This window comes from Actinosynnema sp. NPDC059797 (assembly GCF_042732085.1).
Classification (GTDB): Bacteria; Actinomycetota; Actinomycetes; order Mycobacteriales; family Pseudonocardiaceae; genus Actinosynnema.
On record NZ_JBHWIE010000018.1, the window covers coordinates 13,064 to 28,688 of the forward strand.

Genomic DNA, 15,625 nt, shown 5'->3' on the forward strand with positions numbered 1-15,625 from the left:
AATCTTGGTCAGACTGATGCGAAAGCGCTCTGTATTTGCCCTGAATGCTTTCATCTCTGCGTAGGTCAGGCTGCCGCGCGCCTTCTCCGCGCTCAGCAGCGGACGGTTCTAAGTGCCCGTTTCCGAGCTACTGGGGTCTGGTGAGTCGGCGGCTGGCGATGCGGATCATGGACCAGCGGACCATGGCCTCGTGGTGATGCGGTAGGCGTTCGTAGTCGCGGACGCAGCGGCGATGTCCGGTGATCCAGGCCAGGGACCCCTCTACCACCCACCTTCTGGGCAGCACGGCGAAGTACGGCAGGTCGGGGCGTTGGACGATCTCCACCACCAGGCGAAGTGTCTTTCGTGCCCAGTGGAGCAGGGTGCCGGTGTAGCCGCCGTCGGCCCATACGAGGCGGACTCGCCCGCCAGCGGTGTCGCGCAGGCGTCGCAACAGACTGCGGGCGGCGATCCGGTCCTGCGTCGAGGCCGGGGTCACCAACACCGCCAGGAGCAGGCCCATGGTGTTCACGACGATGTGGCGCTTGCGGCCCGTGACCTTCTTCCCGCCGTCCCAACCACGGGTCGCGCGGCCAACGGTCTCCGCGGCGCGCACCGACTGCGAGTCCATGACCGCCGCCGACGGCGCCGCCATCCGACCGGCGGCCAGGCGGACGCGGTCACGCAGTCCGTCGAGCAACCGCTGGGTGGCCCCGACCTTCTCCCACAGCGCGAAGCGCTTGTAGACCGTGGGCCAGGGTGGGAAGTCGGCAGGCAGCGCCCGCCACTTGATGCCGTTGTCGACCACGTACAGGATCGCGTCCACGATCACCCGGCGGCAGTGCTTCTCCCACCGCCCGCCACGGCCGGCCAGGCACGCCGGATCCGGCAGCAACGGGTCCAGCTCGGCCCATTGAGCGTCGGTGACGTCGGTGGGATACCGCCTTGTCCGTCGAGTGGGCTGGTGGGAGGTCGTCAGGCGGCAGCACGGGGAACCCGCGGTGGAACCGCCCGCGGGGATCGGGCACGATAACAACGGAACTCCTGGCAGAGCGGCGCTTCGACAACGTCCGATCTACCAGGAGTTCCCTCGTCTGCGCACCAAGCCCCTTCACCTGCTCAAGCTCGGAAACGGGCACTAACGGCCAAGAGGAGACCGCCACCGCAGTCGTGCGCTCGCGCGAGAATGCAGCGATCCTGCCGGGTGCCGCACTGCGCACCGACGACCCGGCCGAAGCTACCTTGGACGAGCCGGAGCAGCGCACCCGCGCCTTCCGGTCGGACTGGGCCACCACGCTCAAGCCGCCCTGCGGTCGAACCGGACCTGGTGCTGCACTCCGCCCTGATCCTCAAAGGTCTGGCGCACCGCAACCCCGGCACCACATCATGGCCGCCGCGATCACGCCGCTGCCCGCGGACCTCGGCTACTCCTCCAACCACGACTACCGCTATCGCCAGCCCCGCGATGTCGCACTGTGAACCCTCAGCCGCTTCCGACAAGCACCTCGAGCAGCCTCACCATGCAGAGCGGTAGAGTCACCCAGGACACTGCGAGTCGCCTTCAGTTGAACCTGAAGAGACGACCCCTTGACCAATCGATATGGTGCAGACTCCTCCTCCAGAATTGCCCAAATCATGCCCCGACCTGCGGAAACACTAAATCAGCAGGTGGCGACGGTGCAGTTGAACGCACTTCATTGCAGTTCACTCCGGTTCATTCTCCTTGAATCCTCCCAATCACCTCCCATCTTCCTCTCATAGCGAACTCATGTCGACCGCTACGACCGTCGAACACATGTGCGGTCGTCAAGTGGCCACAGTTCTCGCCGGGAGCATCACGGCTGCAGTCAGGACAGCTGCCTCTTCGACACCGCTTGATCGACAGCACGACGCTACGGCGGTTCAACTCGCAGGTCAGAGCTGCGAGGCCGACTTATGGCACCCCACAGGGTGGGCTCGACCCCGCGCACGCGGGGATGGTCCCGGCATCGGCTTGCCGTTGGCGTCCTTACCGGGCTCAACCCCGCGCACGCGGAGGTGGTTCCCCGCGGCGCGAGCCGCCCCGTCCTCCCGGCTTTGACCCAGATCAAGTGGCTGAGGCTGCGCTCGGTCTGGCGACAACTCGCCCAAGCAGAACGCCGCAGCGACGGACCGATCGTTCCCGCACCCGCTGTCCGACAGCGCCTCTGCCATCGAAAGCCGTTAGGCAGCATCCTCAACGAGTACCACCACGCTGCCCGACCTGCGCGGATGGCGTTGTCGGCATGCACAAGGCCAGAAACCTCACCGCCGACCTCGGACACCGGATGGAGTCCCTGCGCTTCCTGCTCCGCGACCGCGACGGCAAGTACAGCCAGGCGTTCGACGCCGTCTTCCACTCCGACGATCTCCACGTGATCAAAAGCGCGCCACAGGCACTGCGGATGAACGCCCACTGCGAACGGGTCATCGGCACCCTCCGACGCGAAGTCCTCCACCACGTCCGGATCACCAGCGAAAGCCATGCCCGCCAAGTCCTCACGACCTACGAAGACCACTACAACCGACACCGGCCCCACCAGGCACGCGACCAACTACCACCCAACATCCACCAGCGCCCCACCGCCGTGCACGACCTCGACACCCACAGACTGCACCGCACCCACATCCTCAGCGGCCTCATCAACGAGTGCAGGAAGGCTGCCTGACCAGCAACGATGACTTTTCGAGCGGCACACCATGCCCGCCCGGCGCGCTTCGGAGTTGTGTCATGCGCGTGTCGACAGCCTCGGTAGTCGAAGCACCGTCAAGTCCGCTTTCAGGAAGCGAACCACACGATCGAGGTACGTGGCCATGATCGTGTTAGCGGCCTCCTTCGGCGTGAGGGTTCGGCACGTCACCACCCGACCAGGGTGAGAGTGAACGCGATTCCCGCTGTGCCGCTTCCCCAGATGTACCCGAATAGGCGTACGGCGTCCCGACGCTGAGCTTGGTCAGAGGACGACGCGACGACGGTAGTCAACCTCCACTCCAGGACCGACGAGAACACAACATGCCCGAGAACGAGCCAGGGCAGCATCCGAGCCTCCCTCGTCGCAGACGGGCACATCCCGTCCTGCGCCGAGGACTAGGTCTGTCCGTGTCCAGGAAGTGACCGGAAACCTCAGCCAAAATTCCTGTCACCAAGTCGTGCCAGCACGGCCTATGAGCGGTACAACGGCACAAGCGAAGGGCTAGGCATGGACGCGACCAGCGATGACAGCGAGCACTCATCGCTGTCGACCCGCTGGGATGACCTAGAACCGGACGCCGACGACGTGGAGGCTCAAGCCGCAGCCGAACGACTGCACCGGCGCCTCGCCGACCAGCGCCAAGTCGAGTTGCTGCGCGAAGACGGCTTCGCCGGCCCGCGCTACGAGTGGTTCGCAACTGAACTGGTCGGTTACGGGGTGGCCGTCCTGCATTCATGGATCCTGCGCGGGACCATCTACCAGCGAACCGCCGAGTGGGGCCGCCCGGTGACTTGCCCCGACAGCCTGCGGGAGAACCTTCACCGATCCGCAGACAGCCGACAAGAGCTCATCGGCGAAGTAGTCGCCCATGCGCTCCGTAAGTTCCGTCAAGATGCGCTCGAAGGCGGAGAGTGGTCCTTCGATGGCGGGGCAAGCCTGCGGACTTTCTTCTTGAATGCCTGTGTTTTCGCCTTTCCGGCTGTCTTCCGTCGCTGGGTCCGAGAGAACGAGTATCGGCTCCAAACAGCGGCCTACGGGCTTGCGGTGGAGTCAGAAAGCGGATTGCTCCTCGCCTGCGGCACCTTTCAGGATCCCGCCGATGCGATCGCGACGTACGACTGGATCCACAAAGAGATCGCCAAGGCACAACGCGACCAACTCCAGGAAGCATTGCGGGCGATCATCTTCGATGATGCCGACCACCGAACCATCGCAAAACGGTTGGGAATCAAGGTGGACGCGGTGAAGAAGATGCTGCAGCGGCACAAGGACGAGTCGCTTCGTCGACGGGAGGGGCGGGAGCGGGCATGAACGACCAGCGCGCCCGGGTTCCAGACCGGGATTTGATCATCCAGTCGTACGCCGTCCTGAGCCTGTTGCAGGACCGCGCCCCCCTTCCCCGTCGAGCCGAGCTCCTCTCCTTGCTCCGGCCGATCAGGGATCAGCTCATCCACTCCCTCGGCACCGGCATCGACCTCGGTGACGCGACTGATGCCATCGTCGAGTACTTCCAGCAGATGGAGGGCACGTCGCTCGGCATCGCATCGGCCCGGACGCTGCGACGGCGGACATCACCCGAGGTGATCTCCGACATCATCGCGAAAAGCACCGAGTCGCCTCGACCACGAGAACCAGGCAGGCCGCTGCCCCCAGGGCATTGGGTTGCGGTCGACGATGTGTCCGAGGAGGTTCCCCTCCTGCTTCGCCATGAAGGCGCCTACGTGCCTGCACCCCTACCGGCCGATGTGGCCCTGCCCGCAGCCACGTATCGCGTCCTGGCCGAGACCGAGCACGTTCTCGGTCGACTCGACCAAGCAGTCCATCGCCTGCCCGACCGCCAGGTGTTCTCCTTGGTCCAATGCATCCGCGACGCGCGGGACGACAAAAACCCGGCGAGCCTGATCCTCCCGTTGATCGACGACCGCTCCGCCATGCCGCAGCCGGTCGGCGGCTTCGTGACGGCTGCGGAGTACGGCGCGAAGCGTGCTGCCTCGGGAGCCCCGGTGGACGCGGAGTTGATGGCCGAGATCAACGCGATCCTCACGGGGCGTCACGGACTGCGCACCCACCAAGGGTGGTTGAGTCCAGGCGCGGCGGAGCACGCGTACCTTCTCACCGCGACCGGCAGCCACCTGGTCGCCATGCTCGAACAGTGGTCGACGTGGACCCGATCGGAGTCCAGCCTCCCCCGGCTGGCCAAGATCGCGTTGGCGCACCACCAACTGGAAGTGCTTCAGCCCTTCCCGACCGCCAACGGGCACGTCGCTCGCCTGTACACCGCTCTGGAGATGATCGGGACAGGTCTGCTGGCCGACCACCTGCTCCCTCTCTCCGATTGGTACGACGACCACCGGGCCGAATACCACAGGCGGATCCGCGACCTCGTCTCCGGCGGACCAGTGCACCGATGGGTCGAGTTCTTCGCCAACGGCGTACGTGATACAGCACTGGCCCAACTCCGGCTGATCGAGGAACTTGAGCGGCTCCGAACGGACCTGCTGCGTCACGTGCCCGCATCACCGGCCGTTGCTCGGGTCGTGAGCGGATTGGTCACCGGCCCGGCAGTGACCCATCGCATGCTGGAGACCCGCTACGGCCTCAGCAGCCGAACATCCGCCCAAATCATTCGCCACCTCGTACAACACCGGGTCCTCACAGTGTTCCCCAGGCGGCACACCCAGAAGATCTTCGTCTGCTATCTGGCGTTGGACCTACTGACGTTCGGCTACACGGGCGGCAAGCCGTGAACTCACTGATCAATGTCTCCTTGGACTTCGGCACGCACGTCAGTGGCTACGGCTGGTGCGAGCACGAAGCCGACGACGATCTGACGCTGCGCAGGATGCGCACATGCGACCAGCGGTCCCTGTGAGGTTTCAGAACTCTGCACTGAGGCGCTGAGCTGCGGTAATCGCGCACCACGAGCTGTAGGAGCATGATCGTGAGGCGTGGCGCTACGACTGCTGTACCTGATCTTCGTCCGGGTCGTCGACTGCTTGGTTTTGCTCGGCCGGTCATCGGCGGTCAAGGACGTGGAGTTGCTGGTGTTGCCGCACGAAGTCGCCGTGCTGCGCCGGGTCAGTCCCCGCCCGCGGTTGGACTGGGCCGATCGCGCGGTGCTCGCCGCGTTGGTCCGACGCATGCCTGGCTGGTTACGGCAACACCGCTTGGTGACGCCGGGCACCGCCCTGCGGTGGCACCGGCGTCTGGTCGCGAAGAAGTGGACGTACCCGGGCTACACCGGCCGACTTCCGATCGACGACACGATTGTGGCGTTGATCGGGCGGATGGCCCGGGAGAACGTCAGGAGAGGCTACCGCCGTATCCAGGGCGAGCTGCTCAAGCTCGGCCACCGGGTAGCCGCTACAACGGTTCGCCGCGTGCTCAAGCGCCTGCGGGTACCGCCCGCGCCCCAGCGCAACACCGACACCTCTTGGTGACGGTTCCTCCGCGCCCAGGCCGCGAGCATGTTGGCCTGCGACTTCTTCCACGTCGACTGCGCGGTCACCCTCAAGCGGGTCTACGTGTTCTTCGTGATGGAGGTCGCCATCCGCTATGTCCACATTCTCGGCACCACCGCCAACCCAGACGACCCCTGGACCACCCAACAAGTCCGCAACCTACTGGTAGTTCTCGGCGACCGGACAGACGACTTCCGGTTCCTCATCCGCAACCGGGCCAGCCAGTTCACCACCTCGTTCGACACGGTCCTCTCCGACGCCGGCATCCAGGTCGTGAAGATTCCCCTACGGCGTCCACGAGCCAACGCCCACGCCGAACGATCCGTCGGCACCGTCAGACGCGAAGCCACCGACCGCCTGCTCATCCTCAACGAACACCACCTGCGGGCGGTACTCCACCGCTACGCGACCCACTACAACCACCGCCGACCACACCAAGCCCTACAGCTCTCACCACCACGACCGGACCGGCCGATCGCAGAGGCGGACTACACCTCAATACGCCGTCGACCAAGTCCTCGGTGGCCTGATCAACGAGTACGAACCCGTAGCAGCCTAACCGCAGGTCAGGCCACGTGGTCGCCTTTTGACACCTCACAAGTTCGGAGACCTGCTCGAGGCATACGAGTATGTGCAATACAAGATCGACAACATGGAGCACTGATGTCAACCGAGTGATTGATGCAGTCTGGCCGGATCGGGTGCGGGCAACACCGGCCTACGCGGGTCGGTGACGATCTCGGCACCTGACACGCGTTGAACCCGAAGGATCTGAGCGGTCGCATCGACGCAGTCCGGTCAGGGAGGGCGTCTCAATCTGCCATGTCATGCCCAGCCTCGTGCAGAGAGCGCCACGATTCCGGCAGGAGCGCGATTGGTCGTTCCTGGCTAGTGGCCGTGGGTACGGAGTTGCCGACCGTTCGTCGTTGCTGTTGCTGCCGTCGTTCGTCGAGCGCCTTGCTGATCATCGTGGCCGCGGCGATGGCAATGAGGAGGACGGCGGCCAGGACGAAGCTGGCGATGAGCGCACTGAAGGGGTTGCGCAGGTCTCGAGGGCCGCGTCGGGAGCCGTGGAGCAGGACTGCGGTGGCGGTGGCGGTGCGGATCTTGTGTGCTTCGATGACGATCTTGCTTTGGTCACTCATGAGCGTTGTCGCCGTCGACGCGGTGTCGGAGCATCGTGCCGAAGCCGTCTTCCACGCCCGATACGGCTGCCCTGGGGCCCGAGCTGTCGTCGGTGTCGTGCGGAGGGGGTGGGAATTCGTCGTCCTGCTGCGCGGGCTGGATGCTGGTGATGACGGCTCGGAGGACTTCGTCGAGCACGGTGTGCATTTCGGGGTGCGGGGTGGCGGCGCTCAGGACGGCGGTCCAGGTGGTGCCGGGGAGGGGCAGGTATGCCTGCTGGACGCGGGAGCGGACGCGCAGGGTGCCGCCTGGTGGCACGGTGGATGCTTCGTCGGTGTGCAGCAGGGCCGGTCCTGCCGGGGTGGTGAGTTCCTCGGTGGTGCCTGATCGGGGTAGTGATTCGCGGACGAGGGCGAGGCCGGCGGGTTGGTGGCCGGAGTTGAACCAGGCCAGGTGGAGTCCGGCGCTGCCGACTTGGCCGGTGGTCATGCGGCCGAGTTGGACCATGCTGAGCACGGTTCCGGCGCGTTGGCAGTCGGCGACGAGTTGTTCGAGGAAGGTGGTCACGGCGCGGCGGTCGGCCGCTCGGAGTGATCGGCCGGCGAAGCGCTCGTCGACCAGTCGGGTGAGGCTGAGTTGCCAGGTGGTCGGGTTGGTGTCCAGCAGTGCCCAGGTCGAGGGGATCGACACGTACCAGGCGAAGGGTGGGTGGGGTGCGTGGTGGTTGAGTTGGATCATCTGGTCGGTGGGCGGCGAGGTGCCGGTCACGCGGTCTCCTGGCTGGTCGAGCGGTCCCCTGGGTGGCGGGAGGGTAATCACTGCTGGGTGGCGCCGTCGTTCTTCGGGCGCAGGGCGTTGGCGAGCTGCCCGTCGAAGTCGGCGACCATCTGGCCGATCTGTTTGGACAGGCCACCCCACGTGCCGATGTCCTCGAGCAGGGTCTTGAGGCTGGTTTTCCACTCGCTGCGGAAGTCCTCGATGGCGCTCTGGATGCGGCCATGGTCGGCGTTGTCCAGGCCGTGGCAGTCCTGGGCGCCGCGGTCGCCTTCCTTCAGCTTGTCGCTGATGGTGGTGAGGTTGTTGCCCAGGCTGATCAGGGTCGCGTAGGGGTACTGCACGTAGGTCATCGACGGCTTCCCTCACTACCCGTATTGACGATCACATGCGTGGTCACTTTCTGAGACGATACCGCTACTCGCCATCACCGAGTACGCGATTTGGCGGTGTCACTGAGGCGGTGCCTCGGATCGGGAGGGTCGATGTCCCACTCGCACGTCCAGGTGTCGCGCCCCCCTGCGCCTGGATCCGAGGACACCGAACGTCTCCCCGTGGAGCGAGCCCGCCCCTCGCGGACAGGGCGGCGCCCGCCGGTCACCCGGCTGCGACTGGTGGCTCGGTTGCTGGGGCAGGCGGTCAACCCGGTGCTGACGAGTCGACTGTTGGAGGTGCGGCGACAGCAGGAGTTGTTGACGCGGTCGTTGCTGCGGGGCAGCGCGTTGTCCGTCGTCGGCGCTGAAGCCGGTGCGGGCCGGACGACCGTGGCAGCACTGTTGGCGTCACTGTTGGCCGAGTATGGACCGACCAGGGTGCTGGCGGTGGACGTGGACACGCGAACGCCGGGGCTACGGCAGCGGTTGGACGCATCTACTGGCGGGTCCTGGCATGCTGTGCTGGCGGGTTTCAGGTTGGAGCGGCCTCGCCCGGACACGCCGCCCGTGCCGGCTTCGGTCGGTCTGGGCTGGGTTCGGCAACACCTGGCCCATTCCGATGGTCCGGATGTGCTCTCGGTGGCGCCCCAGGAAGCCGGCCGGCCGCTGGGCGCGCAGCAGTACGCGGTGGCGGTCACCCGTCTGGGTCGTTGGTACCGGGCGATCGTCACCGACACGCCTGCCGACCTGGCCACCGGTGTGCTGCCGGGTGTGCTACGACGCGCCGATCGGATCATCGTGGTCGGGACCGCAACCCAACAGGGCATGACGGCGATGCTTGCGTACCTGAAGCACCTGCATGCGACCCGTCCGTTGACCCTGCCCGGCCTCGTGCGGTGCGTACTGGTCGAACCGCCAGGTCAAGCGACCCTGGTCTATCCGTACGCGCGGCAGGCATTGGGACTACCACTGCACGTGCTGCCGTACGACCCGGCCCTCGCCGAGGGCCGACCACCGTTGTGGGACGCCCTGCGCGAGGTGACGCGGCGTGCGGCGCTGCGACTCGCGGTCGAGGTGACGGACGGGCTGCAGGATTCCGCAATAGTGCGGAAGCAGTAAAGGATGATGCCGCGACTTGCGGCATCTGCTCTAATTGCTGCACTGAGCGACCATTCGATGACGAACCGTCACCTTTGGAGCTCGCTGTCCAGCTCTCTCACTGGAGGGACCACGGTGGGTACGAAGTTCTCGATCACCGACAACTCGGTCAACACCCACGCCACCAACCTGGACACCTCGGTGGCGGCGCTCAACAGCCAGGCCCGGTCGTTCATCTCCGCCATCGAACCGCTGCCCGCGGTGTGGAAGGGCTCGGCGTTCCAGAGCTGGGACCAGCTCACCAACACCTGGAACCAGGCGATGGCCGACCTGAACAAGGCGCTGGAGGACATCAAGGGCCGCGTGGGTAACGCGGGCGGCCTTTACGACACCTACCACACCGAGCAGACCGGTCAGCTCGACTCGACCATGGCCTCGGCGAACTGGGACGCCGCGAAGTTCCGCGGCTGACAAGGGAGAACGACATGCCGGACGTCTTCAGCTACGACGAGGCCACCGCGGGCACGGCGCAGGGCGACATCGCCTCCGTCGCCCAGGGCATCCAGGCCAGCCTGGCCGATCTGACCGGGTTCGTGAACCGGGTCAAGGCCAACTGGGAGGGCGACGAGATGGAGCTCTACGACGGCATCCAGCTCAAGTGGAACAACGCCGCCGACACCGTCAAGCAGATCCTCGACTCCGTCACCCAGGCACTCGGCACAACCACCTCCTCGGTGCAGGAGATGCGCGGCCAGGTCCGCGGCGCCCTCCAGGGCTGACACCCGCAAGGAGCGCACGAGCACGAACCGACCGGCCCGAGGACATACGAACGCGTCCCGGGCCGGTCGAGTCACGGGATCCTCCGTCTTCCGCGGCATCGGGGCGATGCCGTCCGCACACAAGGGGTGAGGCGCAGTGGCCGACTTCCCGGCCCACCTGTTCCGCATGGAGGGCGACCCCTCCACGATCCGCTCCTCGGCCAAGGCGTGGTCCACCTTCGGCGACGCCGCCACCGAAGCCGCCGGCCAGATCACCGGCCTCAACACCCAGGAGTTCGTCGGCCCCGAAGGCGACCAGTTCCGCGAGGGCCTCAACGACCAGATGCCGCCCCACCTGCGCACCACCGGTGAGGCGTACCGCAAGGTCGGCACCGCCCTCGACACCTTCGCCGGCACCCTGGCCACCCTCCAGGACGAAATGCGCCCCATCGCCCAACGCGCCCCGTCGCTGTGGGAAGCCGTCCGCAACGCCCAAGGCCGTGTCTCTGACGCCAAGGAAGCCGACCGCGCACATGAACGCGCCACCGCCGACCGCCCACCGGACCAGCCCGACACCTACCGCTCGGATGCCGGCGCGGCCAACGCCGCCCTGACCGAAGCCCAACGCGCCTGGCAGGAATGCGTCGACAAGGCCAACGGCCTTCGCTCCCGCATGACCGCAGCCGCCGACGCCTGCGAACGCGTCATCAAAGACGCCGAAGGCATGCGGTTCAAGGAAAACCCCAAGGGCCTGGCCAAGATCGGCGCCGCGATCGGCGACTTCATCTCCGACAACGTCGAAGCCCTCAAATCGCTCTCTGGCGCACTCAAGATTGTCTCGCTGGTCGCGGGCATCCTCGCCTTCATCCCCGTTCTGACCCCGGTCATGCTCCCCTTGGCCGTGGCTACCGGCGCCGCCGCGTTCGCCATAGACGCCTCGATCTACGCGGCCACCGGCCAGGGCGACCTGAAGACGTTGCTGATCGACGGAGCGCTACTGGCCTTGCCGGGCATCGGCAAGCTGGCCAAACCACTGGTATCGAAACTCGTCGGGGCGGTAAGGACCCCGATCCCGACCGCAAGCGCGTTGCACATCGGCCCCAAGGCCGCGATTCGGCCGAATGTCGCCACACCGCGGCAGACCGCTACGCCGGTGTCCAAGCGCACGTGCGAGAAGGACCCGATCGACGTCGCCACGGGCGAGAACGTTCTTCCCCAAACCGATGTCGAACTGCCTGGCGCACTGCCGCTGGTACTCGGACGCACCCACATCTCGTCCTACCGAGTTGGACGCTGGTTCGGCTCCTCGTGGGCGTCCACGCTGGACCAGCGGCTGGAAGTCGACGACCAGGGTGTGTCCTACGCCGCAGACGACGGCATGCTCCTGTTCTACCCCGTTCCCACGGTGGAAGCACCGGTATTTCCCCTGGAAGGGCCACGACGCCCGCTGGCGGTGGACGGCAATGGCCGTTACACCATCACAGATCCCGAGGTCGGCCACACGCTGCACTTCGAAAGCCACCTCGACCAGCGGGTGTCCCCACTCGCGGCAATCACCGACCGCAACGGCAACCGCATCGACCTCGAGTACGACCAGCTCGGTGTCCTGACCGGCGTCACGCACTCCGGCGGCTACCGAATCGGCGTCGACATCGAGCATGGCCTGATCACAGCATTGCGTCTGCTTGGAAACAGCCAGGACTCTGACACGGAGCTAATCCGCTATGAGTACGACACCGACGACCGGCTGACCGGCGTCATCAACAGCTCCAGCCTGCCGCTCCGGTTCACCTATGACGGCGAAGGCCGCATCACCAGGTGGCAGGACCGCAACGGCACGCGATACGACTATACCTTCGACAGTCACGGCCGCTGCGTGAAGACCGCCGGCACCGACGGAGTCCTCAACGGCACCTTCGACTACGACACCGAACGTATGGTGACTATCGTGACCGACTCGCTCGGGCACACCACCGTGTACGAGCTCAACGAGGCGTTCCAAGTAGTCCGCAAGACCGACCAGCGCGGCAACACCACCATCTCCGAGTGGGACCGCTACGACCGCCTCCTGTCCCGTACCGACTCCCTCGGCCACACCACCAACTACATCTACGACCGAGCGGGCAACCTCATCGAGATCACCCGACCGGACGGAAGCCGGACCCGCGCCGAGTACAACGACCTCCAGCTCCCGGTCGAACTGGTCGACTACGACGGCACGACGTGGCGACGCAAGTACGACGAGCGAGGCAACCTCACCGCGGTCACCGACCCGACCGGCGCGACCACGACGTACTCATACAACGAGCGCGGGCACCTCGTCACTATCACCGACGCGCTCGGCAACACCCAGCGGATCGAAACCAACGCAGCCGGACTGCCCACGATCGTGACCGACCGCGCCGGAGCCATCACCCGCTACACCTACGACGAAGCCGGGCGCGTCACCACCATCACCGACCCGATCGGCGGTGCAACGCGTCTCACCTGGACCGTCGAAGGGAAGCTCGCCTCGCGCACCTTGCCCGACGGCACCACCGAGCACTGGTCCTATGACGGCGAAGGCAACCTCGTCGAGCACCGCGACGCGCTAGGGCAGGTAACGAGGACCGAGTTCACCCACTTCGACCTCCCCGCCGCACGCACCGCACCGGACGGCTCACGCCTGCGATTTCGTTACGACACCGAACTGCGCTTGGTTGAAGTCGTCAACCCGCAGGGGTTGACCTGGCGGTACGACCACGACGAAGCCGGTAACCTCGTACGGGAGACCGACTTCAACGGCCGCGTGCTCACCTACTTCCACGACGCTGCGGGCCGCCTCACCGAACGCATCAACGGCGTCGGCCAGACGACCCGATTCGTCCGCAATCCGCTCGGCGACGTGGTCGCGCGCCACTCCGACGACGACACTGCGACCTTCGAGCACGACGCCGCAGGCCGGTTGATCAGAGCCGTCAATGGTGACTCCGAAGTCATTTTCGAGCGCGACGCTCTCGGCCGGGTCGTAACCGAGACCTGCAACGGGCGCAGCGTCCACTCCAAGTTCGACGCCCTCGGCCGCCGTACGCGTCGGCACACCCCTTCCGGCGCCGAAAGCCGGTGGGAGTACGACTCGAACGACCGACCCACCGCTCTGCACACCGCCGGACACACCATCCGCTTCGGTTACGACATCGCCGGACGAGAGGTCGAACGCCACCTCAGCGACAACGTCGTGCTGTCCCAGGAGTGGGACACCAACCATCGCCTGCTCACCCAGACCCTGACCGCAGGCCACGAATCGACACGCCAGAACCGCCTGGTCCAACGCCGCGCCTACCAGTACCGAGTGGACGGCTACCTCACCAGACTGGTCGACCACCTATCCGGCGCCAAGGTGTTCAACCTCGACCAGGTCGGCCGGATCACCGCCGTGCAGGGCCAAGGATGGACCGAGCAGTACACATACGACACTGCGGGTAACATCACCAACGCCGAGTGGCCAGCCGACTCGACCGACGCACTCGGCAAGCACGAGTACAGCGGCACTCTGGTTCAGCGCGCGGGCAACGTCCGGTACCGACACGACGCTCAAGGGCGGGTCGTCCTGCGCCAGCACAAGCGCCTATCCGCCAAGCCGCTGACGTGGCGCTACACATGGAACGCCGACGACCGCCTCGTCAGTGTGACGGCCCCGGAAGGCGAACGCTGGCAGTACCGCTACGACCCACTCGGACGGCGCGTCGCCAAGGAACGTCTGAACGCTGGCGACGACGTCGTAGAACGGATCGACTTCGCCTGGGACCACGCGGTGCTGGCGGAGCAGACCGACTCCACGGGCCTCACGACCACCTGGGACTGGGAACCGGGCACCTTTCGCCCGGTCAGTCAGGCCGAACGCAGGTCGTTGCGCGACGCCCCGCAGGAGTGGGTGGACGAGCAGTTCCATGGCATCGTTACCGATCTCATCGGCACACCTCACGAACTGGTGGGCGCCAATGGCCAAGTGGTATGGCACCAACGCGCTTCTCTGTGGGGAGCGGAAGCGTCAGGCAGCAATACAATCACACATACGCCACTACGGTTTCCTGGCCAATATTTCGATGAGGAGAGTCGTCTCAACTACAATTACCACCGCTTCTACGATCCAGATACAAATCGATACACGTCTCCGGACCCGCTGGGGCTCGCCGCCTCGCCAGATCCGCACGCCTACGTTACTAATCCCACTTTCTGGATTGACCCACTCGGGTTGGCACCCTGCCCAAGCGGTCCGCCACGCTTCATCGCGGACTCTCGCGGAGCGATTATCGATCGACAGTCGATCTCGACCAAAATAAGTCCTCAAAAGCAGGCGCGCCACCTCGCAGGACCAGGCTACAGGCACGGAGGATACTTCAACTCACCCGAGGAAGCCCAAGCAGTGCTGAACGCATTTCACTCCGGCGAGGCCACGGTTATGGGAATATCTAGAAGTGGATCGGTCCAAGTCAGGTATGACAGCATAACGGGTTTCAATAATAACGTAGCCAAGGGGTTTATCAATCAGCCCACCAACATCTTCCTGATCAAGGGGAGTTCCAGCCCCAGTGTCGTTCCAGCCAGTCCGATAGCAGGGCCGTAATGACCCACGACGATCGATTGAACCAAGAGAACTGGGCGGTACTGTACGCAGTACAGGCGTTCGCCGGGCTCATTTCGAGAAATATGATAGCGATCTTTTTGGATACTTCTCCAGACAATATCACAGTGCACTTCGCACTCAGAGAAATAACAGCCGATACCGAAGAGGAGATCGAGGACATGCTCCTCGAACTCGACGCTCAATACGACATGGACGCCCCTGCCCTGTCGGCGGAAGTACATGTCGGCCCTCCAGGGGAAGACTGGAAAGAAAAACGCTACCGAGTTGTTTACTGGGCCAAGGAGTGACTTTAAGACCGGTATTCTCTCTACATTTGCGACGCCAGTCCGCGCACGAGGTCGCAGGCGTTGACACTCGCAGCACCAGTGGGCCGGCCAGAACCATCGCGGTATTGGCCACCCCGCGAACGCGCGCGACGGTGACGTCGTCGGGACTGGCCATACTCTGCGCGGACATCACCAGGAAGGCGAGCAACAGGAGCCTCGTGGTCAGCAGTGGAGCACCTGCGGTGGTCGTATCCAGCCACCGGGGCGCGGTTGACGCCGTTACGAGGCCAGTCGCCGCGACGGCCAATGAGACCAGACATGTTCGACACGGTGAACAAGCACGACCTCAGCCCGACGATGAGCGCGACCGCCGCTCCGAGCAACGCAGCGGGTGCGCCGGGGCTCAGCAAGAGGACGATGGCCTTCGCCACTGCGACGACCGCGATGCCAGC

The 15,625-nt window shown here is 65.3% G+C and carries 15 protein-coding genes; 11 read left to right on the top strand and 4 right to left on the bottom strand.

The features are described 5' to 3' along the window. Positions 1-127: 127 nt before the first annotated feature. A complete protein-coding gene (locus tag ACFV4N_RS08265; RefSeq protein ID WP_499671790.1) occupies positions 128-1,015 on the bottom strand; it encodes an IS5 family transposase in 888 nt (295 codons plus the stop codon). 134 nt (positions 1,016-1,149) lie between these two features. Here ACFV4N_RS08265 and ACFV4N_RS08270 point away from each other — a divergent pair, with 134 nt between their 5' ends. The 6 genes from ACFV4N_RS08270 (at position 1,150) to ACFV4N_RS08295 (ending at position 6,829) form a co-directional block, all read left to right on the top strand. Further along, entirely contained in the window at positions 1,150-1,458 is a 309-nt protein-coding gene (locus tag ACFV4N_RS08270; protein WP_499671791.1) for a hypothetical protein, read from the top strand. A gap of 785 nt (positions 1,459-2,243) precedes the next feature. Continuing rightward, positions 2,244-2,666 (top strand): integrase core domain-containing protein, encoded by a 423-nt coding sequence (locus tag ACFV4N_RS08275; RefSeq protein WP_499671792.1) that lies wholly within the window; start codon positions 2,244-2,246, stop codon positions 2,664-2,666. Positions 2,667-3,197: 531 nt separating this feature from the next. Beyond that, positions 3,198-4,001: a hypothetical protein gene (locus ACFV4N_RS08280; protein ID WP_499671793.1), complete on the top strand. Its 804-nt coding sequence runs from the start codon at positions 3,198-3,200 to the stop codon at positions 3,999-4,001. Continuing rightward, positions 3,998-5,437 (top strand): Fic family protein, encoded by a 1,440-nt coding sequence (locus ACFV4N_RS08285; protein WP_499671794.1) that lies wholly within the window; start codon positions 3,998-4,000, stop codon positions 5,435-5,437. The genes ACFV4N_RS08280 and ACFV4N_RS08285 overlap by 4 nt, the downstream gene beginning before the upstream one ends. A 201-nt stretch (positions 5,438-5,638) precedes the next feature. Further along, positions 5,639-6,130, top strand: coding sequence for a transposase family protein (locus ACFV4N_RS08290; protein WP_499671795.1), 492 nt, complete (start codon positions 5,639-5,641; stop codon positions 6,128-6,130). Between the two features lie 96 nt (positions 6,131-6,226). Then, entirely contained in the window at positions 6,227-6,829 is a 603-nt protein-coding gene (locus ACFV4N_RS08295; protein WP_499671838.1) for an integrase core domain-containing protein, read from the top strand. Positions 6,830-6,963: 134 nt separating this feature from the next. Here the strand turns inward: ACFV4N_RS08295 and ACFV4N_RS08300 are convergent, their stop codons facing one another. Genes ACFV4N_RS08300 through ACFV4N_RS08310 form a run of 3 tightly spaced genes read right to left on the bottom strand, consistent with a single transcriptional unit; the run spans position 6,964 to position 8,403 of the window. Next, positions 6,964-7,296: a hypothetical protein gene (locus ACFV4N_RS08300; RefSeq protein ID WP_499671796.1), complete on the bottom strand. Its 333-nt coding sequence runs from the start codon at positions 7,294-7,296 to the stop codon at positions 6,964-6,966. Continuing rightward, entirely contained in the window at positions 7,289-8,044 is a 756-nt protein-coding gene (locus ACFV4N_RS08305) for a hypothetical protein (protein ID WP_499671797.1), read from the bottom strand. Before ACFV4N_RS08305 ends, ACFV4N_RS08300 begins: the two co-directional genes overlap by 8 nt. Before the next feature lie 47 nt (positions 8,045-8,091). Beyond that, positions 8,092-8,403 carry a hypothetical protein gene (locus tag ACFV4N_RS08310; protein ID WP_499671798.1) on the bottom strand — a complete coding sequence of 104 codons (312 nt, stop codon included), beginning with the start codon at positions 8,401-8,403 and terminating at the stop codon, positions 8,092-8,094. 261 nt (positions 8,404-8,664) lie between these two features. On the opposite strand from ACFV4N_RS08310, the gene ACFV4N_RS08315 reads away from it, so the two are divergent. The 5 genes from ACFV4N_RS08315 (at position 8,665) to ACFV4N_RS08335 (ending at position 15,194) form a co-directional block, all read left to right on the top strand. Beyond that, complete coding sequence (locus tag ACFV4N_RS08315) at positions 8,665-9,543, top strand: MinD/ParA family ATP-binding protein (RefSeq protein ID WP_499671799.1); 879 nt, start codon at positions 8,665-8,667, stop codon at positions 9,541-9,543. A 114-nt stretch (positions 9,544-9,657) separates the two neighbouring features. After that, positions 9,658-9,993, top strand: coding sequence for a WXG100 family type VII secretion target (locus tag ACFV4N_RS08320; RefSeq protein WP_499671800.1), 336 nt, complete (start codon positions 9,658-9,660; stop codon positions 9,991-9,993). 14 nt (positions 9,994-10,007) lie between these two features. After that, entirely contained in the window at positions 10,008-10,301 is a 294-nt protein-coding gene (locus ACFV4N_RS08325) for a WXG100 family type VII secretion target (RefSeq protein WP_499671801.1), read from the top strand. Between the two features lie 136 nt (positions 10,302-10,437). After that, the gene (locus ACFV4N_RS08330) at positions 10,438-14,886 is read left to right on the top strand and encodes a DUF6531 domain-containing protein (RefSeq protein ID WP_499671802.1); all 4,449 of its coding nucleotides are present in this window, start codon (positions 10,438-10,440) and stop codon (positions 14,884-14,886) included. Beyond that, complete coding sequence (locus ACFV4N_RS08335) at positions 14,886-15,194, top strand: MafI2 family immunity protein (protein WP_499671803.1); 309 nt, start codon at positions 14,886-14,888, stop codon at positions 15,192-15,194. Before ACFV4N_RS08330 ends, ACFV4N_RS08335 begins: the two co-directional genes overlap by 1 nt. The last annotated feature ends 431 nt before the right edge of the window (positions 15,195-15,625 follow it).